This window comes from Pedobacter sp. NEAU-ZC8, assembly GCF_059278965.1.
On record NZ_JCAJXC010000010.1, the window covers coordinates 51,006 to 74,911 of the forward strand.

At 44.2% G+C, this 23,906-nt stretch carries 20 protein-coding genes and 1 tRNA gene; 7 read left to right on the forward strand and 14 right to left on the reverse strand.

What is annotated here, in order from left to right; translation table 11 throughout:
- Nucleotides 1-59: 59 nt before the first annotated feature.
- A complete protein-coding gene (locus AC5WJX_RS09590; protein WP_494484331.1) occupies nucleotides 60-866 on the reverse strand; it encodes a hypothetical protein in 807 nt (268 codons plus the stop codon).
- Between the two features lie 113 nt (nucleotides 867-979).
- Between AC5WJX_RS09590 and AC5WJX_RS09595 the strand changes: the two genes are divergently transcribed.
- The 4 genes from AC5WJX_RS09595 (at nucleotide 980) to AC5WJX_RS09610 (ending at nucleotide 4,247) form a co-directional block, all read left to right on the forward strand.
- Nucleotides 980-1,408, forward strand: coding sequence for a DUF1801 domain-containing protein (locus tag AC5WJX_RS09595; protein ID WP_494484332.1), 429 nt, complete (start codon nucleotides 980-982; stop codon nucleotides 1,406-1,408).
- Nucleotides 1,409-1,777: 369 nt separating this feature from the next.
- Nucleotides 1,778-2,446, forward strand: a complete 669-nt coding sequence (locus tag AC5WJX_RS09600; RefSeq protein ID WP_440431271.1) for a hypothetical protein — start codon at nucleotides 1,778-1,780, stop codon at nucleotides 2,444-2,446.
- Between the two features lie 221 nt (nucleotides 2,447-2,667).
- Nucleotides 2,668-2,741, forward strand: a tRNA-Ala gene (locus AC5WJX_RS09605).
- A gap of 741 nt (nucleotides 2,742-3,482) precedes the next feature.
- On the forward strand, nucleotides 3,483-4,247 hold the full coding sequence (locus AC5WJX_RS09610; protein ID WP_494484333.1) for a hypothetical protein: 765 nt from the start codon (nucleotides 3,483-3,485) through the stop codon (nucleotides 4,245-4,247).
- Nucleotides 4,248-4,884: 637 nt separating this feature from the next.
- Here the strand turns inward: AC5WJX_RS09610 and AC5WJX_RS09615 are convergent.
- Entirely contained in the window at nucleotides 4,885-6,444 is a 1,560-nt protein-coding gene (locus AC5WJX_RS09615; RefSeq protein WP_494484334.1) for a hypothetical protein, read from the reverse strand.
- A gap of 86 nt (nucleotides 6,445-6,530) precedes the next feature.
- Between AC5WJX_RS09615 and AC5WJX_RS09620 the strand changes: the two genes are divergently transcribed.
- Entirely contained in the window at nucleotides 6,531-7,043 is a 513-nt protein-coding gene (locus AC5WJX_RS09620) for a nuclear transport factor 2-like protein (protein ID WP_494484335.1), read from the forward strand.
- Between the two features lie 126 nt (nucleotides 7,044-7,169).
- Nucleotides 7,170-8,609, forward strand: coding sequence for an alanine/glycine:cation symporter family protein (locus AC5WJX_RS09625; RefSeq protein WP_494484336.1), 1,440 nt, complete (start codon nucleotides 7,170-7,172; stop codon nucleotides 8,607-8,609).
- Here the strand turns inward: AC5WJX_RS09625 and AC5WJX_RS09630 are convergent.
- The 3 genes from AC5WJX_RS09630 to AC5WJX_RS09640 are packed head-to-tail and all read right to left on the reverse strand — an operon-like array spanning nucleotide 8,576 to nucleotide 12,552.
- The gene (locus AC5WJX_RS09630) at nucleotides 8,576-9,874 is read right to left on the reverse strand and encodes an ABC transporter ATP-binding protein (protein ID WP_494484337.1); all 1,299 of its coding nucleotides are present in this window, start codon (nucleotides 9,872-9,874) and stop codon (nucleotides 8,576-8,578) included. The two genes, AC5WJX_RS09625 and AC5WJX_RS09630, sit on opposite strands and share 34 nt — an antisense overlap.
- A 23-nt stretch (nucleotides 9,875-9,897) precedes the next feature.
- The gene (locus tag AC5WJX_RS09635; RefSeq protein ID WP_494484338.1) at nucleotides 9,898-11,148 is read right to left on the reverse strand and encodes a CDP-glycerol glycerophosphotransferase family protein; all 1,251 of its coding nucleotides are present in this window, start codon (nucleotides 11,146-11,148) and stop codon (nucleotides 9,898-9,900) included.
- 3 nt (nucleotides 11,149-11,151) lie between these two features.
- Entirely contained in the window at nucleotides 11,152-12,552 is a 1,401-nt protein-coding gene (locus AC5WJX_RS09640; RefSeq protein ID WP_494484339.1) for an SDR family NAD(P)-dependent oxidoreductase, read from the reverse strand.
- Nucleotides 12,553-12,751: 199 nt separating this feature from the next.
- On the opposite strand from AC5WJX_RS09640, the gene AC5WJX_RS09645 reads away from it, so the two are divergent.
- Complete coding sequence (locus AC5WJX_RS09645) at nucleotides 12,752-13,654, forward strand: FkbM family methyltransferase (RefSeq protein WP_494484340.1); 903 nt, start codon at nucleotides 12,752-12,754, stop codon at nucleotides 13,652-13,654.
- A gap of 7 nt (nucleotides 13,655-13,661) precedes the next feature.
- On the opposite strand, the gene AC5WJX_RS09650 is transcribed toward AC5WJX_RS09645, so the two are convergent.
- The 9 genes from AC5WJX_RS09650 to AC5WJX_RS09690 form a co-directional block, all read right to left on the reverse strand.
- Complete coding sequence (locus AC5WJX_RS09650; protein ID WP_440431288.1) at nucleotides 13,662-14,510, reverse strand: ABC transporter permease; 849 nt, start codon at nucleotides 14,508-14,510, stop codon at nucleotides 13,662-13,664.
- 38 nt (nucleotides 14,511-14,548) lie between these two features.
- The gene (locus AC5WJX_RS09655; RefSeq protein ID WP_494484341.1) at nucleotides 14,549-15,412 is read right to left on the reverse strand and encodes a glycosyltransferase family 2 protein; all 864 of its coding nucleotides are present in this window, start codon (nucleotides 15,410-15,412) and stop codon (nucleotides 14,549-14,551) included.
- Entirely contained in the window at nucleotides 15,381-16,367 is a 987-nt protein-coding gene (locus AC5WJX_RS09660) for a glycosyltransferase family 2 protein (protein ID WP_494484342.1), read from the reverse strand. The genes AC5WJX_RS09655 and AC5WJX_RS09660 overlap by 32 nt, the downstream gene beginning before the upstream one ends.
- A 12-nt stretch (nucleotides 16,368-16,379) precedes the next feature.
- A complete protein-coding gene (gene glf, locus AC5WJX_RS09665; protein WP_494484343.1) occupies nucleotides 16,380-17,483 on the reverse strand; it encodes a UDP-galactopyranose mutase in 1,104 nt (367 codons plus the stop codon).
- A 258-nt stretch (nucleotides 17,484-17,741) separates the two neighbouring features.
- On the reverse strand, nucleotides 17,742-18,038 hold the full coding sequence (locus tag AC5WJX_RS09670; protein WP_494484344.1) for a hypothetical protein: 297 nt from the start codon (nucleotides 18,036-18,038) through the stop codon (nucleotides 17,742-17,744).
- 25 nt (nucleotides 18,039-18,063) lie between these two features.
- Nucleotides 18,064-18,870, reverse strand: coding sequence for an SDR family oxidoreductase (locus AC5WJX_RS09675; RefSeq protein WP_494484345.1), 807 nt, complete (start codon nucleotides 18,868-18,870; stop codon nucleotides 18,064-18,066).
- 51 nt (nucleotides 18,871-18,921) lie between these two features.
- Nucleotides 18,922-19,845 (reverse strand): PorP/SprF family type IX secretion system membrane protein, encoded by a 924-nt coding sequence (locus AC5WJX_RS09680; RefSeq protein WP_440431300.1) that lies wholly within the window; start codon nucleotides 19,843-19,845, stop codon nucleotides 18,922-18,924.
- 12 nt (nucleotides 19,846-19,857) lie between these two features.
- Nucleotides 19,858-20,616, reverse strand: a complete 759-nt coding sequence (locus AC5WJX_RS09685; RefSeq protein WP_494484346.1) for a T9SS type B sorting domain-containing protein — start codon at nucleotides 20,614-20,616, stop codon at nucleotides 19,858-19,860.
- A 15-nt stretch (nucleotides 20,617-20,631) separates the two neighbouring features.
- Nucleotides 20,632-23,904, reverse strand: coding sequence for a tail fiber domain-containing protein (locus AC5WJX_RS09690; protein WP_494484347.1), 3,273 nt, complete (start codon nucleotides 23,902-23,904; stop codon nucleotides 20,632-20,634).
- Nucleotides 23,905-23,906: the final 2 nt, after the last annotated feature.

Here is a 23,906-nt window from a genome sequence, read left to right on the forward strand (position 1 = left end):
CAGCCCATTAATATTACCCTCAGGAGAATTAAAGCATGGCAGGCTCCTTTCACAACTACTTATTCTGCAAGTTGGTACCGGATATTTGCTAAGGCTATTCCTTCGGGATTAATCAATGGATTCCCTTCACCTCTAGGATAAAAACTGATGGTGACAACGTTAAAGGAAGCATTTTTCCCTATTGGCTGCAAACTATAGAGCACTGCACCGCCAGGAGACTGTACAGGGTGGTCGAACGCCCCTCTAGAACCATCTCCTGCAAATTGCCCCCAGTAAACTACACAATTTAGCACCTCATTCTGCAAGTTGGGCGACAGCTCAAACCCGAATTTGATACATGGTTTAGATAAGACAATAATTATAGACTTTTCAAATCTAGATGTAAAGAGCACCTCTGGATGCTCATTTTCCACCAGGGGCAACGTATTCCAAATAGGTGTCCAACCATAGGGCGCTGGAGTTGTCGGCTTCAGCCTTCGAATAAACATGGGCTCCTGATCGCCGTCGCCACTATAAAAAGCCATATTGATGTTTTTATTATTGATTTGATGATAGGTACTTCCTTCTTCTAAATGAGAGATTTTCAATAAACAGGTACCATCTATGTAATCTGCACTCGGACCTCCCCAACTTACTGCATATCCATCAAAATCCGTCGGAGTTTTCGGAGGTGGAAAAGGAATCGGATTACCCGGCTCTATTGCCGGTTTAGGGGTGTACCCTGGAACATCAGGTATGGTCAAAGTTGCTGCAGCGATTTCTACTGCCGCAGTTTTGATATCCGTTTGAACTAACTCATGATCGTTTTTTGCACAGCTGGTAATTGCAGCAAAGTAAAAGATCGCCAGGTAGATAAGCTTTTTCATCAGATTTGCTCCTTCCAATTTAAGCAGGTAAATTAGGTAAGACACACGGGTCCATCAATAACTACCTATAGTGGTTTTTGCCGGATCGATTGTGGCACAAGGAGGATTGTAGTATGGCAACAAAAAACAAAACGGTCTATAATGAACTAAGCGTCATTGATTTTATAGATGCTTACGTCGATAATGATCAGAAGAAGCAGGATAGCTTGCAGCTCATTGAACTAATGGAGAAATGGTCCGGTTTCAAGCCGAGAATGTACGGCTCAACGATAGTGGGTTTTGGAACTTACCATTACAAGTACGCTAGTGGCCATGAAGGTGATGCACCGCTCATTGGCTTCTCACCCCGGAAAGCTGAATTTTCACTATATGTGTATGCACCGGAAGCTGAGGACAAAAAACTACTTAATGAATTAGGGAAATATAAGATGGGCAAAGCCTGTATTTACTTCAAGAAGTTGGCTGACCTTAACCTGGATGTACTGGAAAAGCTATGTAAAACGACAATTCGCTACCTGCAAACCATTACTAAGAAGATCTGAGACGCTCCATCTCCAAAAATCAATGAGCTCAAATTGCTCTTGCTGACCATCAACAAGTACACTTTCTTTTCTAGATTTTAATGTAGCAGGTACTTTATCAAAGGTATTTGTCGTATTCCGAATGCTGATTTATTCTCGGACACACAATCTCTCCTGGCTTTAAGGTATATCTCCTGGTTTTTGTAGCTGAAACATGTCAATCACTTTTTCTGTTATTGCATACAGGATCATAGTTTAACACTCGACTTTTAAGCACTTCGATCACAAGCAGGTGGCACTTAAATACAGCCGTCAAACACGAAATTTCAAGATTAAAAAATTAATCTATTGATTTAATTAATTATATTGAACTAACATAAATGTTAACACATGAAAACACGCTTCCTCATTGCTTGTTTAACGATTGGATTGTTAAACAGCACCCTCGCTCAAGAAAAAGATCTGATTTCTGATCTTATTAAATCCAGAAAGTTTGCCTTTGTAGTCACCAAGGTGGAAAACAAGCCAGGATTTAGAGGAACATCTGCTTTTGCAAATTCTGCTAATTTCGAGCTGATCAACCCGAGTACGGCAAGTATTGAAACGAGTAAACGGCTGACAACTGATGCGCCGGTAAGTTCATATTTCCTGAATCAATACTATCGCTTAGCTTTCGGAAGCGGAAGCTATTTCGAAGCTTATAATATCAGACAAAATGAATACAACCCGAGGGCTAAAGAAGTTAAAAGTTCCATATTTCTGGTTCAACAACCTGATGAATTGTTACTGAAAGGAGCAGAAGATCAATATAATTTCTTCAACATCGGGTCTGAGGAACTACATGCCTACACCATGGAAGACTACAAACTGGTATCCACAAAGAAAAAAGATAACCGCTGGCTCTTGAAGTATAAGGTTGGTAAGAATAAAGAAAAAAGAATATTTTATTTAGAGGTTGCAGAAAACGGAAATGCTATTTTACAAGATCAACCAAGCTTAGATAATACGTCCGTGATGTATGGAAACATCTTACGCACTTCAAATAAGGAAAGTATATAGTACTTCTGTTATTGTAATTGAAGTACACCATTGAAGAACCTGCTGAATAGCAGGTTTTTTTTTGACCTGAATTCAGTTAGTGAGAGGCTATGGATCGCTTTACCGCTGGCGTACAGTTAACGAATATTTTAGGAGAGTTGAAGAATCTTTAAAGAACTCCCAACGGCTTTTTCATAATAAATTTGCAACTCTTCCAAATTTAACTACTTTTGCGACCGATCGGGGGATTAGCTCAGCTGGCTAGAGCGCTTGCCTGGCAGGCAAGAGGTCAGCGGTTCGACTCCGCTATTCTCCACTCTGATTATGAAGCACTTACATTTAAACATGTAGGTGCTTTTTTCGTTTGCACGTACTTTAACACACAAATTATTTTTATTAGTCCTAGTCAGTCAAGATTGAAAACGGGACCTCTCCTAGGATTGTTCGTCATTTTCTGCAGCGATCAACCGAGAGTCTCTAAGCTCAAGGCAATGCTGATACCATGCTTTGAACTCTATTAGGTGTTTAAAGGAGTCGAAACCATTGCTGGTATCTTCCGACCAGGACCAAGAGCAAACCGCAAGCTTTCACGATATCTTTCTCGCTATCAACCAAAAGTAACGTTCAATGCAACAATAATTTACAGACACGATTAATCAACGGAATTTGGTTTCGAAGTTGCACCAAATCGCAAAAACAGCGATCACGAAATTACGGCGCAATATGGAGATTGGTTGTTTGATAATGCGAAGGGGGTCTTGAGTAGTTTCTAGAAGTCCGAATGGGGCTCAACTGATCGCAGTAAAAGCAACAAAGCCTTTTACTATGGTTATGGTTACCCTGGGTGATCCTCAAACGTAGGATATTCCGGAAAGAGGTATTGCTCTTGCAAACTTCAGATACAAGCTGGCAAAGTAAGTTCCAGCACCTCGCAGTGGTTTCACGATAATTTTCACAGTTATTTTCACAGGTAACAAGCAACGTAACAATAATTTACGCCTTGATATCACTCACATGATTATCTCCTACTTTCGCTGAATCAAAAACCAATATAAACATGAAAAAACATTTCCTTAAAGCTCTTGTCGCAGTAGGTCTGATCACAACATTAAACTCCTGTACCAAAGATGACGAAATCCAACCGAAAGAGAAAAACATCTTACAGACAAGTCTAAATGATGACTTGCCCCCATACAACCCATTAGATCCGAATGGCTTCGGATATATCCCTGGTGAAGATGGTGAGCTTTATTATTACAGAGATTCAGTAACAAGTTTCGGTCAAGCTGAAAACAGAAAATATCTTGCTTTCAAACCGCTAAGCTTGGCGAAATACAAGAATGGCGAACTACTGGATTCCGTCTGCAATAAAGATCTAGCACTTCGGTTTGAAAGTAAAGCCCGAAAAACTCACAATAAAGAAGTTAAATGGGGAAATAAACCAGTTGTAGCTGATGAGTTCGCGCCTATTATCACGTTAAGTATGGGAAACACCATGACCATCAAGTTTTCAAAAATGGTGACCGCTTTTGGCTTCGAATTTAATTCTCCATTTAAAGGTTTTGGATATGGGATAACTACGGCTTTTCGGAATTCAAAGCTTAATAAACAATTACGACCATCTTACACTAGTTACTTAACTGAAAGCTCAGTTACTAAGCCACTGATCGGAATGACAGGAGGAGCTACACTGCGAGCTAGCGAGAGTCAAACACCTTTTGATGAGATTACCATCACCTTTGGAACAGGTTTTTCAGCACCTACGCTAAATCCTCCATATGACATTTCTCTTGGTGGTTTTAGATATAAACTTGCTAAGTAAGGACGTTGACCAAGATTTATCGTTCTCAATCGGATAGTTCATGAAAACACCGACAATTCTCCACCAATAGAAAAAAGGCTTTTAGCATCATGCTGAAAGCCTTTTTATTTAACCCCATGATCTGCATTCTTAACCTCATGCTGGAAAGCTAAGGTCTTCTCATTTCCACTCTACACGCAATCTCGGTTCTTGAGCCTTAAAGACTTTCAAAGGCCATTACCCCAGCAAAAGGAAGTAAGGTCAGAAACCAGTTAAAAAGTGCTTCAGCCAAACCGATACTTCCACTACAAGTAGACTCGGAAAACAACCAGATCCAAGCCACAAGTAAATCACACCTGACAAAGACCATACACACACATTTCGTGTGTACGATGTGGGTGAGGTGTGGGCGAGGTCTGGATCAGGTGTGTCTAAGGTCCCTTGCTGAGGCGAAAAAATCCCGCAGCTTCCCCGACGCAGTATACCTGTACTTGTCGCGCATTGAACTTGAAATATTACTTTAAATTTTGATCATTCCTGTTGAGCTTCCACAGGTAATAATACGCCAGGCGATCATCGGAGATGACGTTGCATTTGAGGTTCTCCCTCAGAGACTATCCACGAGTTTTATATCTGCTAAATGAACATGCTCAGGAAGCTAAATGGCTTTAGCCAAAGTCCCATCTGAATTAACTTGTAGATTGTCATTATACTGCTCCAGCCAATGATAAAGTACTGGATTTTTCAATGTGATCTTGAGTTCCCTCATCTTACTTTCGGAAAAGCCACCTGCAGACTCGATTTCAACCAAAGCTTTCCTTGCTGCAATAAGTTCAAACACCAGGGTGCCGGGAATTACACCCAACCGTTTAAGAACAGGCTTCATATAGTCTGCCTCCTGCAGCTCGATGTGCTTCCTAAAGCCCACGTACATACTTTCAATGGCTTTTGCATCATTGATCTCCACGTCGGCATTGTGGCTGTGCCCCATTGATTCTGGCCCATGAACAAAAAGTACAACATTATCTCGCAGCATGGCTTCCTGCTCCGGTGTAAAGTTTTCTCCTTGGGATTTCGCAAGCTTGATAACCGAGTCAATTGTAGGTGCCTGAAGTACCAGATCTTCAGCAAACAACCCGCTACCCAGGTCCTTTAGCACTGATGAGTATGCAGTGGTTACCAGGCTAACTTCATCGTTCAATGGCAATGCTTTCAAAAAATCAAAATATTCAGGTTTGAGTTGTTGTTTGCCATTCGCCCACCGGTAACTTAACAATTCTTTAGCCGACTGATATCTGATAAAGGCGTTGAAATATTGACTAAACTTTTTGCCTGGATGATGGTGATGATTATAACTTTTTAGAGAATCCAGCATCTGATTCATGACCTTTAGTTTGTTCTTTTTATACGCGAACTGCTCCGTCTGCTTCGGATCTTCATCACCGCCCAAAAACTGCATCCTTCTTAACCGGTACTGAAAGTCATTGAAAGCCGTGTTAAACACTGCCTGATCTCCCATATACAGTCGATTTTGTTTGGTGATCATGTACTGTTGCTGTTCCACATTATCCAGCGGCTTGGTCCACAGATCTATACTTACCATCAGCTTTTGCCCTGGCCCCAAGTGCAGTTCTGTCAGCTCGTCTCCAAACCTGATCATGACTTCCTGAGGGTTTAACAGGGGAAAGTCTGTTTCAAACCGGCCCAGACTGTCGACCTTCACCGTAATTATTTTTTGTACATCTGCCAGTAACTGATTATACAGGATCATGATGTATCCGTAGCCAGTCCGCTTTGGATCATAACCATTTAACACACCTTTTAGCTGTACCGCTCCGGTTTTTAGAACCGGTTTAGCATAGCCAAGATCACTTCCTCCGTATTTGGGATTGCCGTTAACTGTTGTTGTAAACAAGGCCCGCGTGTTTTGGCTATACCCGATCAGTGCGGTTTTTGGACCTGCCGGCGTGATATATAAATTTTTTTTCTGGATTCCATCAGACATCGACAGCACGAGCAAGTCTGGCTTGTTACTTAATACTTCATATTCCCAAAAAGCTCCTTCTGCCACTACGTAGTGCTCCGTAATACCAAATTTCCAGGCATTCGTTTCCGGAACAAGCCAGTTTCCCAGAAGTCTCGCGGGTACTTGCTCTTTTGCAAATATGCTGATGGACGATATCAAGCTATAAAGAATGAATAACGTGATTTTTTTCATTTTACTTCTCAGTTAATTTACTAACTTACAACTACATACCAAATTACTAAAATACCGGAACCAACCTCATGAAAACCTTTAGCACTATGCTTCTTTTAGGTTTCGCTGCCACCCTTGGCACAGCCTGCAACAACACTTCCGCTACCAGCGACAACAACAACGCTTCCAAAGCATCACTCCCTTACACGAAAAATGCAAAGTACGACTGGCAGTTTAACCCGGACAAGAATAATGAGGTAATCGTATTAAACGTCTTTAAAGCCATGGAAAGTCTGGATCATGAAACCATAGGCAAATACACGGCCGACAGCATCGAATCTAATATAGATGGTGTGAAATTTAACGGTACGCGTGAAGAGATCATGCAGCTGAATAAGGATTTTTTCGCCAGCCTAAAAACCCTTAAAGTCGTACCCCAGGATTGGCGAAGCGTAATCAACAAAGACAAGTCTGAAGAATGGGTAAGTGTCTGGTTCAGCCAATATTGGGAGGACAGGAAAGGCAAGAAAGACAGCGTAAAAGTTTTCAACGACATCAGACTTTCCGACGGTAAAATAACCGCCTGGAACGAATACCTCCAACACTTCCCAAAGCCATAGTGCTCGAGTTGTACTGATATTTTTACCAAAGCAGCCTGGCCTGTTACCCACTCCTTCTTTTTTAATTCCTTATTATTGCATTTTTTTCAGGCTTTTCGGAGCTCAATTCATACCTAACACGCAATAATGGAAAGTATAATTTCGGGAATCAATGACATCGTTTGGAGTAACGCACTGGTTTTTTTATGTATGGCAGCAGGGATCTACTTTTCCGTGGTCACGCGGTTTCTCCAGATCCGGTACATCAAGGAAATGTGGCGATTACTCTTCGACGGAAAAAGTTCTGAGCAAGGTGTAAGTTCTTTCCAGGCGTTTGCCATTGCCATTTCTGGTCGTGTAGGAACGGGTAACATTGCCGGTGTAGCTACTGCCATTGCGATGGGTGGTCCGGGTGCTATTTTCTGGATGTGGCTGATCGCCTTTTTAGGTAGTGCATCTGCCTTCATCGAGGCAACATTGGGCCAGATCTATAAGCAGGTAAACAACGGACAATATCGAGGCGGGCCCGCTTACTATATCGAAAAAGGTTTAGGCATTAAATGGTATGCGACCCTGTTTTCAATAGCAACCATCATCAGCATGGCTTTTTTGTTACCAGGAACGCAGAGCAACAGTATTGCATTGAGCATGCAAAATGCTTTTCATGTACCAGTTGTTTATTCCGGAATAGGTGTTGCGATCCTTCTGGGTTTAATCATTTTTGGTGGTGTTAAACGCATTGGTAAAGTCGCTGAAATTGTTGTCCCTTTTATGGCTGGCGCTTATATCTTAATGGCCATCATCATCATGGCCTTAAACATTACTGAGATTCCGTCTGTGATTTCATTGATCATAAAATCAGCCTTCAATCTGGAGCCCGCATTTGCAGGTGTATTCGGTATGGCGATCGCCTGGGGCGTGAAACGCGGTATTTACTCCAATGAAGCAGGACAAGGAACGGCGCCACATGCTGCCGCAGCAGCAGAGGTTTCCCACCCGGTTAAACAAGGATTGGTACAAGCCTTTTCCGTTTACATCGATACCTTGTTTGTGTGTACAGCAACAGCTTTCATGATCTTGTTCACCGGCCAATATAATGTGGTGAACCCGGAAGGTGGCTTTTTGGTTGAAAATCTGCCTGGTGCGAAACTTGGTGCTGAATATACCCAATTAGCCGTGAGTGCGCACTTTCCTTCCATAGGAAGTGGTTTCGTTGCAGTATCCTTATTGTTCTTTGCGTTTACAACCATCATGGCTTACTACTATATCGCTGAAACTAACCTCAGTTATCTGGATAAAAAAGGCAATAAATGGCTGTTGAACTTGTTGCGTGTAGTGATGCTGGCGGCAACGATTTTGGGTGCCGTAAAAACGGCCGAAGCAGCATGGATGCTGGGAGACATTGGCGTTGGTGTAATGGCCTGGCTTAACGTAATCGCAATTCTTCTATTGCGTAAACCAGCGTTAAAAGCGCTGAAAGACTACCAGGAACAACGCCGTGCCGGCAAAGATCCGGTATTCGATGCGGAAGCATTGGGTATTAAAAACACCGATCAATGGGCAAATGGTAGTTCTTCTTCCAAATAGGTATAAGCATTCAACAATACTGCCCCTCCGCCCCTGTCTTGCTGAAAGGAATAGCCTGTTTTTGCGATAAAACTGGATTCAATTTCAAAGGATAGACAACTTTCGTGAAGATCAATAATGCGTTTCCCCGTTTCGGCAACAACCAGATCAACGAAGTAACTCCCTTTTGCGAGATATGGTGGATCCAGGCGAATCACCAGGTTATGTGTGCCGACCTCCAGTTCATGCTCCCGGTTGTGCATCAGTCCTACAGGTCCGAAGAGAATAGGCAGGCCATTCTGGTTCCTAATCTTCGCTTCTAATGATACCTTGATGGGAAAATTGCACTTTAAGCTGCAATGTATGTCGATCGCTGAATCATTAAAAAGATGGTTTGTCTCCAGCCCTTTTTGCTTCAGATGTGCTGAAGCCAGAAAGACCTCTTTGTTACCACTCAGATTACGGTTCGTAAACCTGCCACCTTCATCGCCCTGCCGCTGTTGCAAATAAATGTTTATGGCTTCCGAGAGATCCCGGCATTCGTGCATTCTTCCGTTTACCAGCAGTATTGCGGTGTTGCAAAGCGCCTTTACCGATTCCAGGTTGTGACTTACGAAAAGCACGGTGCGTCCGTTTTCTTTGGTCACCTGCCCCATTTTGCCCATACACTTCTTCTGAAACTCGGCATCTCCCACCGCGAGCACCTCGTCTACGATCAATATTTCTGCTTCCAAATGCGCCGCAACAGCAAAAGCGAGGCGTACATACATGCCAGAGCTGTACCTTTTCACCGGGGTATCAATATAGCGCTCCACGCCTGCAAAATCTACGATCTCATCAAAGCGCTTTTTGATCTCGGCTTTACGCATGCCCAGGATGGCTCCGTTGATGAAGATGTTTTCCCGGCCAGTAAGTTCCGGATGAAAACCAGTACCGACCTCCAGCAAGCTGGCAATGCGGCCACGACCTTTAATGATGCCCGAGGTTGGTGAGGTTACACGGCTGAGTAGTTTCAACAGGGTACTCTTGCCCGCGCCGTTTCTGCCGATGATGCCTACCGCAGAACCTTCTTCCACTTCAAAATTGATGTCTTTAAGACTCCAAACCAGCTTGCTATCTGACTTTTTAGTTCGGTCATTTACCTCACCGATCTTTAAGAAGGGATCCTCTTTGCCCCGCATCAATGCCCACCAGCGTTCCAGATCACGACTGATCGTGCCAGTACTAAACTCTCCCAACTCATAGGCTTTCGATATATTCTCGGCTTTAATTACAATATTGCTCATGGAAAGGGCTGCTGCTAAATGTACTATATACCTGATTTACTGTCAATTTGTTTTAACGGGACTTCCTCAAACCCAGATTCAGGTAGTCCTAGTTTTTTCTTCAAAAAGACTGTCAGATCCTTCGCAGCATGTCCATTGTAATTTCCCCAGAAACGCTCCCGGATCTCTTCCATATCGTTGATACTGTCCAGCGCTTCGCTGGAAGCCAGTGCGGCATAAAATGCTTCAAGATCTTTCACCAGATGTCCTGCTACATTTGGCAGGAAAGGATAGTTGAATTCGCGTTCAGACAGATATTTCTCCATATCATAGACAAACAGGATGACTGATTTAGCGGGTAAAAGTATGTAGTCGTACAACACGGAAGAATAATCTGTGATCAGCGTGTGGGTGTAGGGAAATATGGTGTAAACATCCAGGCACCAGGGCAGGATCCAGACGTTAGACAAGCCCTCTGCGGGAATGTTCGCCGTATTGACATGCATTTTCAGAATCATCACAGCATTTTTAGCTTGCATGAGCTGGTTAATCCGCGCAACGTCAAGTCCAAGATCAGCCAGGAAAGTTGGCGAATCCCTCCAGGTAGGCATATAAAGATATACCTGATCGAACTTACGCAGTTTATCGATATATGGGATCGTATCCGGATGTTCGTATTTGCGGATCAGCTGCAGTCGTACCTCCTCGGGCATCAGCATGACGTCATTACGAGGATATCCGATGTTCAGACAACGTTCTACAGGGATGCGGAAGGCTTTGGCGAAAGGAAGGGATTGGAAAGGACTTGAGGAAAGCAGGTAATCTGGCCGCTTGAAACGCCATGGCATATGAAGGCGATAACTCAGCTGTTTTTCTTGATAGCATGCCGCAAGGGTGCCACTGGTAATGCTGAACTCGATGGTCTTAAGGCCGACACCATGCCACATGTTGAGCAGCAACGCGCCACCTGATGTGAAATAATTAACGTCTTGAGGAAAGGTGTTGTAGATATATACTCCGGCAGTGAGGCAATGGTAAAAGCCGCGGATGCTGCACTTCTTGTGTACTTCCAATCCTTTTTGCCGAAGTTCCTCATAGATCTGGTTATCCTGGGTAATCCAAATGGCACGGAGATCGGGATGGTATCTTTTTACATATAGAAACAGGTATTTTGGATTATCACCAAATTGATCAATGATATAATTTCCAAATACCCACTTGCGCTTATTGCGTGGGAAAAGAAAAGAGAGGACGTATAAGAGATAGTTTAAGCAAAGTTTTATCTGTTGACGCATAAGCTAAGCCTCAAAGAGATTGGTTAAACCATGATCGTTAAGTTTTACATCGATAACCTGGCCGGAGAACCTGGCCTGCAGCGTGGAGAGTGTTACTTCCGCGACTTCTTCAGGTTTCAACAAGGTTGACGCTTCTTCGTTTCCGAAGTTGCGGCTGCGCATAGGCGTTCGCGTCCGTTCCGGGTTGATACAGTTTACCTTGATGTCGAACTTATCCCATTCCTGGGCTATCGCCTGAACGAAGTTGACCACTGCAGCCTTGGATGACGAATAAAGACTATAAAAGGCTCTGCCACGGGTGTAAGAACTGGAGGTGAAGAAAAGGAGGTGCCCCTGGCTTTCTTTAAGGTACTGAAAGCTCTCCAGCGCAATGTTGATGACGCCTATGTAGTTGGTGCGGATACTTTCTTCGATATCTGCAGCTTCCATATTGACCAGTGGTTCCTTCTTTAAGATCGCCGCGGTGTTAATGATGTAATCTATCGAGCCTTCCACACTGGCTACGCTCTGCATGGCCGCAGCAACCTGTTCCCGGCAACAAATGTCAATGCCGCTGCTCCTGGAGAAACTATATGTCTTCATCCCATACCTGTTTGCCAGTTCGATAATGCTCTCCCCAATGCCATAGCTGCCACCAAAAACCACCATGCCTTTCCCCTGTAAGGCTTCCCGGTTGGCGGAGCGTTTGCTTTTCATTTCAGCAGAGCGTAGTTGGAAAAGTTTATCCAGCAGGTAAAGGTCCTCCTTGTAGGTGAGCTTCATATTCGCTTCCTCCCCCCTGACAATGAAGATCGGTTCTTCTGGCAGGTATTTTTTAACAACGCCACAATCGTCAGTGGATTTAAAGTCCGGGTCATCAAAAGCGATCAGGTAGGCTTCCCGGATCAGCGACAGCCTGAAGCCTTGTGGCGTTTGTCCGCGCATGAGTGCTGCTCGGTTAGGGATCGAGCTGATCTCGTTCTTTGAGGCATCTACAGCAATGATGGTATCGGTAGCCGGCACGGCCACATCAATCGCCCGGTAGCGCCCTTGAAGATTGGCAATCACTTCATCAATGATCCGGTCGGAAACCAGAGGCCGAACAGCATCGTGAAAGATCAGGTTACAGTCGCCCAGATCTTCATAGGCCTTTATGGCGGTCCAGCTGGAAAGGTAACGTTCTGCACCACCAGCAAGGATCTTCTTTACCTTACTAAAACCATTCTCATTTACGCTGTCTTCAATCCTAGGGATGTAAGCGGCCAGGCTGACGATTGCGATCTCATCAATATTAACGTTCTTCTGAAAGGTACACAGCGTATGTTCCAGCACGGTCTTACCGGCGACCTTAAAAAACTGTTTGGGCAGTTCCAAACCCAATCTACTTCCAACTCCGCCGGCTAGTATTACTCCAATATTCTTCATAGCATCTGAAAATAAGGGGCAGCAAACATCCTCCCCTCCTATAAAATCAGGTTAAATGCTTGTTTTCTAATTGTTTAAATATCGTTAAAACTAACTGTAACAAAAAAGGTTTATTTAAAGGAACCGGATATTCTAATCTATTGTTTACAGATTTTACAATTATTAATAAGCTGATCATTAACATATAAAGCTAAAGAGGATGCTGTTTTCTAAAATGTTAACCAACATCAAAGCTCGTGTAAGCACAAAGGTCTTTGAAGCACTTTACCGCAGGATGGGCAGGTTTTACATTGAAGATTATCCGGAACTCAGCGGAACAGCCTTCAGCAGGATCTATCCGACACTGCTATGCCACAATATTGAGATCCTGAACTATGATGCCGGCGCTAACCTGGTGTATTTACAGAAAGATGGTCTTTGTTTCTGCAGCACGCCGGATTATCCCTGGATCTTAAGAGAGGTTTTTGCACAGCACATTTACTTCATCCATCCGAAGTACCTGAAAACACAGGAATATGTGGTGTTCGACTTCGGCATGAACCGGGGCTATGCGAGCCTCTATTTTGCGTCACAAAGCTGGTGTAAAGCCGTTCATGGTTTTGAATTGAATGAATATACCTTTGCACTGGCCCAGGAGAATGTTGAGCTAAACCCCAAGCTTGCAGAGAATATCAAACTTTATAACTATGGGCTTGGCAACAAAGACGAACAGCTGGAATGCTACTACCTGCCGCACCGGGATGGAATCTGTACAACCTCGTACGATTTCCTGAAAGATTATGCCCCCGAGGAACTGGATAAGGTGGTGAAAAAGGCCATCAGCATCCGGAAAGTCAGCACTGTGCTGGAAGGGATTTTAGAGGGCATGGACCCGGCGCAACGTATTGTGCTGAAGATCGATGTGGAAGGTGCGGAATATGATATCCTGGGGGATCTCACGACTACGCTTCCTGCCTTCATGGAGCGCGTGGATGTGATCATCGGAGAAGCACACATGGGCTTAAAGCCCATTACAGAAGCTCTTGCTCCATTCGGCTTCAAGGAGGTAAGCCAAAAGAACTACAATCCAAAGACACAGGACTTCCTGTTTATTAGCGCATAAGTTCCATTTAAACGGTATCTACAAAGCTTTTTTGTACCTTATTGAAGATGATCACGCCGAAGAACAGGACAATAACCGTGACCAGCGTGGTGTAGCCCAGCATTTCCCAGCTAAAGGTTCCGGTGCCAAGAAAACCTTTGCGGAAGGTTTCAATGATGGGCGTCATGGGGTTGAACTTAATAAGGTTTACAAAGCGCTCGGGTGCTGCCGACAAGGGGAACACGACCGTGGTGGCATACATCAACAAAGGCACACCAAAGGTGACCAGAAAAGCGAGATCGCGGTATTTAGTGGTTAGTGCGGAAACCACCATGCCCAGGCCAAGACCTAGACAGGCCATCAGCAGCATTAAAAAGGGAAACAGCAACACATACCAGGTAAGCTCAAAGTAATCACCTTTAAGCGCATAAAAGATCATCATGCCAAAGAAGAGCAGCAACTGTACACCGAATTTCACCAGGTTGGAGAAAACGATGCTTAAAGGCATGATCAGCCTGGGAAAATAAACCTTTCCGAAGATGTAAGCATTATCCCTGAACACCGAAGAGGTTTTGATGAAACAATCGGAGAAATAGTTCCAGGTCACAACACCTGCGAGATAAAACAGGGGTTTTGGCAGCCCATCGGTTGAGATGCCCGCCACATTGCCAAAAATGAGCGAATAGATCAGTACCGTAAAGATGGGCTGAATAAAGAACCATACCGGCCCCAGGATGGTCTGTTTATAGAAAGATATAAAGTCCCGCTTAACCAACAGCCAGAGTAGATCGCGATACTCATAGTTTTCCTTTAGTTTGACGTCAAGCAATGAAGTGTGCGGTTTGATCTCCCAGTACTTATCGGATTCGTGCATCATATAGGCTGGACAGTTAGTTACGTCTTAAGTTACGGCTTTTATATAATTTTAAGAAAACGTCGGGTAGACCAGCAGCTTTTGCTGTAGAAATCCTGCACTTCCGGCCGAACAGGTGTATGCACCAGTTGTTTGCGCAATTTAAAGAACTCGGTTAATGCCTGAAAATACCAGGGTAAGGACCTTAAGCCGAGCCGGTAAACACCTTTAAGGTTATTCAAATAAACCCGTGCAACATACTTTGTACGATCTTTTTTGTCGAAAAACTTGTACACGATCGCCATCTCATTGCGTACGGAAAAGACCTTTAATCTTCGTGAACTCCGGTTGATCACGCTGGTACGGTGGTCTACAAAGCAATTTGCGAAGTAACGGATGCGGTAGCCAGCATCGAGGCAACGGATGGCATATTCCCATTCGTGGGTGTATATAAACAACCATTCGGCGAAGCCACCGATCTTGTCGAACAATGTTTTTCGGATGATGGCACCACAGCCAATGAAGTCGATGTTGTCTTCCATATGGATCAGGTAATCTGTCGGGAACGCACCACCCGTAACGTTGAGCGCCAGAATGCCAATTTTACGATCGTCATCCAGCACAGCAATGGCCTCATCCAGCCCGCTTACAATGTTGCTGTCATCATCAAGCACCACCATATACTCGCCTTTAGCGACTGCAAAGCCATCGTTCCAGCCGGCGATGCCGTTGTTTTTGGTACGCTGGATGAGCCTGACCTGCGGAAAAGTTGTACTTACAGATGCGACCGACTGGTCTGACGAAGCATTGTCTACCACAATGATCTCATAGTCACTGCGCCCAGCCATAAGATCCAGGGTTTTTGCGATGGTGATCAGCAGTTCTTTTTCCCGGTTATAGTTCAGGATCACAAACGAGATTTTCATTTTCGACTACAGGTTTAGGTTTATTTAAGTTTGTTCTGCTGCTTTGGGCAGGTTTTTTGAATAAGCGGGTAAGATTAGAAAAGTCTCTTTTCAGGAAGGCGAAGACAGGTCTGGTGGCTTCAAAAAGTTCCAGGAACAGTTGCTGCGTATAGGGTGATACTGGTGTGTAGCGTAGTGTTTTTCTGTGTTTATAAAATTCTTTCATCCCTATGATATTGTACCAGGTATCTTTGAAATGTAACTGCCGAATGCCTTTGAGGTTATTTAGTGCCACCCGCCAGAGGTACTTACTGCGATCTTTAGCCAGGTACTTATAGACGATAGACAGCTCATGCCGGGTTACAAATACCCGCAATCGTTTGCTGCTGCGGTGCAGTGTACTGACGCGGTGGGTAACCTCACAGCCTGCGAAATACCGCACCTGATAGCCCGCATCAACAACTCGCAGGCCCAGATCCCATTCGTTAACATAAAGGAACATCCAATCTGCATAGCCTCCCACTTTGTCATACGCTGCCTTTCTGAAAATGGCGCCACAGCCGATAAAACCGACGATCTCTTGTCCGTCTTTCCATTTCCAGCCTTCGCTGGTATAGGGTCCGGACACCACGTTTAAAGCGAGAATACCAATGTTGGGGTGCCTGTCCAGGTGTTCAAGGGCTGCTTCCAGGCCAAAGTCGATATGGCTGTCATCATCCAGGATGATGAAATAATCGCCTTTGGCTTGTTTAAACCCCAGGTTCCAGGCAGGTGCTCCCGTGTTTACAGGATTTTCGATGAGCACAACATCTGGGTAATGTACCTTCACTGCCTCGGCACTGCCGTCTGTGGAGGCATTATCGACGATGACGAGTTCAAAGTCGGGACTGTTCTTAATGAGCGCTTTTGTTTTGGAGATGGTGATCAGCAGCTCAGCTTTTCTGTTGTAGTTTACGATGACGAAGGATGCGCGCATAGGGGTAAATCTTTAATCTTTAATTTCTTTCTCGGAGATCATCAGGGCCCTGGCAATGACCTGATCCATATTGTAATATTTGTAATCTGCAAGCCGGCCGCAGAAGATTACGTCTTCAAGCTGATCACCTTCCTGTTTATATCTTTTGAACAACTCATGGTTTACATCCCGTGGAATGGGATAGTACTTTTCCTGATTCGCTCCTGCCGCTACGGAATACTCGCGGGTAATGGTCGTCAGGTGACTTTTCTGCCCTGTTGCATGTTTCCATTCCACGATGCGCGTAAAGTCGTATTCATTCGGGTAATTAACCTGCTGATAGGGCTGGTAAAATTCCTGATTTAAGGTTTCATGTTCAAACCGGAGTGAGCGGTAGGGAAGTTTTCCAAACTTGTAATCAAAAAAGGAATCTATTGGCCCGGTATAGATCATTTTACGGTAGGACATGGTATCCAGGATTGAACGATAGTCGGTCTGCAGCATGATGGAGATGTTGGGATGATCAAGCATCTTCTTAAAAAGTGCTGTATAGCCCTGTTTCGGAATACCCTGATAAGTGTCGGTGAAGTAACGGTCGTCGCGGTTGGTTCTTACCGGTATCCTGGCAGTCACACTCGCTGCCAGATCACGGGGATGAATCTCCCATTGTTTGAGGGTATACCCTTTGAAAAACTTATTGTACAACTCCTCACCTACCTGGCTGATTACCATTTCTTCGGCATTTGCTGGATTTGGAATATCGGCTTTCACACTGTCGTAATAGCGTTGTACAGCTGCTGGTTCATTGAGTTCCAGTCCATACAGCAGGTTTAAGGTATCCCGGTTGATCGGTAGGGGTACCAGCATCCCGTCTACATAGGATCTTACGCGATGATAATGGTACCGCCATTCAGTGAATCTGGAGAGGTAATCAAATACTTTCTTGTCGTTGGTATGGAACCAATGTGGGCCATACTGATGGATCAATATGCCATGTTCGTTATGATAATCGTAGGCATTGCCGCCAATGTGATTGCGTTTATCTACAATCAACACCTTTTTGTTGTATTGGGAAGCAATACGCTCCGCCAAAACACTCCCGGAAAAACCTGCGCCTACTATCAGATAATCGAACATATATGCGTGCTAAAACTCCTGTATTTGTTGTATCACTTTCAGAGAATACCGCAAGGGCTATACCAACAATCTCCTAAATTACAGATAGTTACCAGCGAAGGTTTTAAAAAGTTGCAGTTGCCGTATAAAAACCTGCAAAAAGGAAAGCCCCTGCAATTTTAACGCAAGGGCTTTTCGGGCATTTTGATGTATTTAGCTTTGTCTTTGATGTTAATTACCTGCAAAAACGAGCAAATGCACTGTTGTACAGGTCATTACTTACCAAACATCGTTTTTAGTGAAGTTTAGGGAGTCTTTAACGAAAGTTGCAAGTTCATCATCTTCAGTCGCAGTTTGTACCCTTTGTTTTAAAGCTGCTTTCCAGGCTTCAATGGCGGCTTCAGCCGTGTCGCCTTTTCCGAGGATGCCCTGCTCCATGTTCGGACCCAGGTGACAGCAAAACTGTTCCCCTTCCTGGAATACCACGGGTTGCAGGGTCTTTAAGGTTCTATCTACATCAGCGGCGGTAAAATCAATGTCTACAATTGCCGCCTGATCAATTATCATTTGTTCCATATGTTGTTCATGTTTGGTTTATCTGTTAGCCATTATCTACAAAACCGGGATATAAGGTCATGCCGCCATCTACGTAGATCGTGGTTCCGGTAACGTAGTCACTATCATCGGAGCCTAGCCAAAGTGCAGCTTTGGCAATATCTTCCGGCTTCCCGATCCTTTTGTAAGGAATTAGCTTGAGCAATGCTTTCCGTTGTTCCTCATCGCTCCAGACTTCCTCATTGATGTCTGTTGCAATGGCTCCTGGCGATATTGCATTTACGCGGATCTTTTTGGGCGCTACTTCGAGTGCAAGGGATTTCATGAGCATCAGAATTCCACCTTTGGAAGAGGCATAATTCACGTGCCCTGCCCAAGGGATAATATCGTGTACGGAACTCATGAAGATGATATTGCCCTTAGCCATTTCCTCTGGTCCTGGCTGAGCCTGCTGCTCGAAATGCCGGATGGCTGCACGGGCGCAAAGGAACTGCCCAGTGAGGTTGGTATGTATGACTTTGTTCCATTGTTCAAGGCTCATGTCCGAAAAGCTGCTGTCCTGCTGTATACCAGCATTGTTGATCAGAATGTCGATCCGCCCAAAGCTTTCTTCTGCCTTGCGGTACATTTCCTCTACCTCGGCTTCATCACTAACGTCTGCTTTATGAATAAACCCTGAACCACCACCTTGTTTGATGCGGTCCAGGGTTTCATTTGCACCTTCTTCGTCGCTATGGTAGTTGACGACCACATTGGCAGCTTGCTGCCCAAATGCTATGGCGATACCTTGTCCAATACCAGAGCTTGCTCCGGTAACAACAACGGTCTTTTTCTTTGCTTCTGCTGACATCATTTTGAGTTTGAATGAACACTAAAAACAAATAATCAGGCTAAAGGTTTCCTTTTAGAGTAGCGTAGGCTTACGTCTGTAAGTATTGGACAGGTTGATTTTCAAATTCAATTCGATATCTGTTCCTGTAGACTGAAGTTTGCCTCCCATCTCGCTGGTGTAAAATAAGTTCAGTTGATATTTTTCAACATTAATCCCCAATCCAAGTGTAGAACTCTTATCGCTATGGTACATGCCCATTACGGAGAGAATATTGTCGAAGGTCCTTAGATTTGTTCCAATATCTACAATGCTCTTGATATCTTTAGCACCTCTAACACTTATTTTGGGTTCAAAAGCAAACATGTCGTTTGCTGCGCCCAGCTTATAGCTCATCGCCGCAAAGTATGTAGAGCCGTCGATCGTGTTTTGCTCGTCCTTTTGAAAGAATTTCTTTAGGTTAGGCAATGCACCCTGTAACGTTAGACCGTTACTTATAAAAGCGACACCAAAGTCGCCATCAAGAAATGTTTTGCGTGCATTGAACCGCTCGGGAAGCACATCAGTTGGATCTGCAATAATACTCGCATTATCCAGTTTCTGATTCATTGCTCCAAATGAAATACCGAAGTGTAAACTGCGGCCAAAATCATCAAGGGTTAAGTGGTAAGCGTATGTCCCAACGATACGTGTACGTCCGATCAGGCCAGCTTTTTCATTATAGATATTTAACCCCAACCCAATGTTTTCATATCGGTAGTCACCAGTTGCAGATACAGTAACAGGTGAACCTGGGATTGAACGCCATCTGTTTCTATAATTCATATTGAAGATAAAGCCTTCGGAGGCGCCTGCAAAAGCGGGATTACTGAGGTACTGATTGTCATAATATTGCATACCTGCGGATCTTATCTGAGCACTTACACTATGTCCGATAAGAATGTAGAATATGGTAAGCGCGTATTGCAGGATACAACGCCTGGATGGTAAAGTTGTCATTGTCTTGATATGTTATTGCTCTTTCACTATGGTTATAAAACCCTTTTTCACCAACTTCCCGGAGTCGAAGGTTAGAATGTAATAGTAGGTGTCTTCAGGCAGCGGATTGCCATTGTGTTTTCCGTCCCAGGAGTTGTCGTAACCGATCATAGAAAAGACCAGTCTACCATCACGGTCATAAATCTTCACTTCATTATTGTTGTACAAATGAATCTTTTTCACCAACCAGGTATCGTTTACTCCGTCTCCATTTGGCGTAATCATGTTGTTTATCTCTAACTCCTTGTAGATATCGGGGGTTACCTCAGGGGTCACAGCAGTTAGATCAGCGATTGTAACCGGACTTGTAAGAAATTGACCAACAAATCTGAGGTTTGGGTCAGCGACACTTTCCTTCATCAAAATGAAATCCTGATATTTATTGCTTGTGGCTTTAGAATATGCTAAAGTTAGTTTCTCCGGCTCGTTCCCATTTAATTCCGTGTTCATGTAATTTATGGACAATTCACCTTGAAATTCTACAGGGCTGCTGAATCTATACTTTCGAAGGATACTGTTATACTTTGGCCAAATCACGGTAGAATAATCTCTCGATATGGTCAGGTTTGACATGGCCCAATTATCAGCAGGAACAAGCATAAGCCCTTCCGTGAAAAACACGGTTTCTTTTTGAATAAAGATCCCTTCTGAACCAACCTTCATTTGTCCGCTGGATTCCTGGACATTGAAAAGGAGAATGGTTAGTAAAAGGTAAAGTGATATTTTTTTCATCAGTATTGACTGTTTTTACTGCATTTTTCTAAGGATACCATCGATCTGTTCCTGTTGCTTTTTCAACTGCAATTTAATTTCCGCCAGCTCTTCCTGCTGTTCTTTTACTGCCTGAATAAGCATTCCGGTAAGCTGCGTGTAATCAACTTTCAGATAGCCATCTTTGCCAGTGGTAACCATTTCTGGATATACCTTTTGCAACTCCTGAGCGATCACACCGATCTTTAATCCGGAGGCATATTTGTGCTCGTCTTTGTACGTAAACTTCACGCCCCTGATCTGATTGATTTTTTCAAGCACCCCGCTTAACGTAGCAATCCGGGTTTTTAGACGGTAGTCTGATGGTGTATAGAAGTTGCCATTGATTGTCACATCCTGAGCAAAACCGGCATTCCCAGAGAGGTCAAAGCTTAGACCTTTGCCTGCGAGCCCATCATTACTTATGGAATAAGTAGACATTTTAAGATTTGCATCTGCCTGATGATTACCAAGGTTATCCTTGCCAGCGGCAGTTGCCGTTGCCAAGCCTACATCAACATAGTTTTTTGTTGCTGCCTCTTGTCCCGAAGTGGGATCAGAAAGGTTGATCAGCTTGAAATTGCCCATGGAAACATCAGCCTGTGCAGATCCGAATCCGCTTAGTGGGACAACGTTTTTTGGGGTAGAAACCGCAACATTGGCGTTATTGCCGATGTACAAATGCCCATCCGAAAGTTTGTTGTCTAGCGGTACCCAGCTTGTCCCATTGTATACGTACAGACGGTTTTCCGAAGTGTTAAAGTAAGTGTCTCCAGCATTTGGGTTTGCAGGTGCCGTGGTCCCCGTTGGTGTTTTTGATGATTTTGAATCTACATATTTCTTTGTAGCGGCATCCTGCTCGTTTACTGGATCTGCAAGGTTGTTAATCGGAAAGTTTGTGGTACCATCACCCAAGGCTATTGCTGCTTTTGCAGCCCCGAAATCACTTAGCGCAAGTGCGTTTTTCGCTACAGCATAAGCTTTGTTCTGCGGGTCGCCAACCAATAGATGATCGGTTTGCAAGGTTAGCGATTCAGGGGTTGAAAGTTTGTTGTCGACGTAGTTTTTAGTGGCTGCGTCTTGAGGAAATAAAGGATCCGCTAAGAAGCTGATGTTGTATTGTGTTGTTGCATCACCCAAATACAAGTTATCAGTAGCTTTGCCAAATCCACTGAGCGGAATAAGGTTCTTTGCTAAAGCCTCCGCAGTGCCGGAAGTGTTTCCAACAAACAGGCTGCCCTTAGGTAAAGTCAAAGCGGTTGAAGGACTTTTGAAAAGATCATCTACATATTTTTTTGTCGAAGCGTCCCCATCAGTTGTAGGTGCTGCGAGTTGGTTGATCTGAAAACCACCCATAGAGATGTTTTCGGCCGCCGCCGCGAAACCACTGAGCGGGATACTGTTCTTTGTAGCGTCTACAGCCTTACCCTCAGCATCTCCGATAAACAAGTTGCCTTTCGAAAGGGCAATATTTGCTGCCCCGACCACCTTGGTATCTACATACTTCTTGGTTACTGCATCCTGGTCCGTTACCGGATCTCCAAGGTTATTTAATTTGAAGCCGCCGATAGAAAGATCAGCTATAGCCGGACCAAAGCCACTAAGCGGAATAGCATTCTTCAAAATCGGAGCAGCGGTCCCGATCGTGTTGCCAATAAGAAAGTTTCCGGTAGGTAACGACAGGTTCCCTGCACTTACGACCCTGGTGTCGACATAGTTCTTGGTCGCCGCATCTTGGGCTGCCACCGGATCCGCCATGTTGATTATCTTGTAATTTCCACCGGCCAATCCTGTTCCCATGGAGATGTTCGCGTTGGCTTTGTCGAAACCGCTTATTGGAATTAGATTTTTAGCAATACCTACGGCCTTATTCGAAGCATTTCCAACAAACAAGCTGTTATTTGATAAGCTTAGTCCTGCGGGATTTGAAAACATGGCGTCCACATAACTTTTGGTCGTAGCATCGGAAGGTGCAGAGGGGTTCGCAAGATTTATGATCTTGAAATTGTTAACCCCGTCTCCAAAAGAAACATGGTCATTCGGGTTCGCAAACCCATTTAAAGTAATGTTCGCCTTGTCTAGCTTTTCTTCAGTGATCTTAAGCGGCTGAATCGTTAAGGCTCCAGTATTGGAAATGATTGCGTCTCCGGATAACGGCACAGAAACCGCTATATTGGAGGGATTCCCTACAAAGATATTCCCGCTGCGAAGTGAATTTTCAACAGGAATCCAGGTGGTCCCATTGTAAACGTATAATTTATGATCTGAAGTGTTGTAAAATAGCGATCCTTCCAAGAGCTTTTCAGAAGCTGGATCTGGGTTTACAGCGCCTTGAGGGGTAGAACCATTGGTTGAAATCTCTACCCATTTGAGGTCGTTATTATAGACATACAACTTGTTCTCATCGGTATTGAAAAATACATCGCCGGGCTTTGATGATGTTGGGAGCTCCGTAGTTGGGCCGCCCGGAATGGATGCAGAACTGATGGGTGCCCATTTCGAGTCATCCCCCATCATGTACAACTTTTTCTCTCCGGTTACAAAAAAGACGTCGCCAAATTTTGCGGATGTTGGTAAGGCGGACACATTGGGTGGAGCAGTCCAAGTAGATCCATCGAAAACATAAACCTTGTCGTCCCAATACGAAAGGAGCATATCTCCTTTTGTACCTGGAGGTGCTGATGTGACTGGACTTGAATAGTCGGTCGGTAAAGTTCCAGCAGCTACAGATATCCAGCCTGAACCTGTTAACTTATAGATTTGGTTATCTCCAGTATTGAAAACAACATCTCCAATCGACCCTGCAGAACTAGGGAGCGATGATCCCGAACCATAAGATGGCATGGTCGAGTTAATGTTAATCATTGCGGTATTCAACGCAGTCGTTAAGACCGTCGGAGGGGTGTTTACCGTTGTAAGTGGAAATCCGTTTGCCGTCGGCCTGTATATTACGCCCATACCAATGCCTGGAGGTGTTGGATCGAACCCCTTGGAGGTTGTGCTGATCAGACTTCCATTTACGCTTACAGTCAATATCTCAAAGGTATTCCCAGCAGGATCAATTATACGATCCCCAACTTTAACCTGATTCGCACTAAAAGTATTTGCCCCATCAGAGAAAGTTCCATTGATATCATAATTCATCCCGCCGTTTGCGTTGATATAGGATATCGAGAACTGGCCATTGAACTGTTTCAAGCTCTGTCCGCTTGATATTGTTGTATGTAGGACTAAAGCCAAGCTTAAAACGTAGAAAAGGTATTTTCCCATTA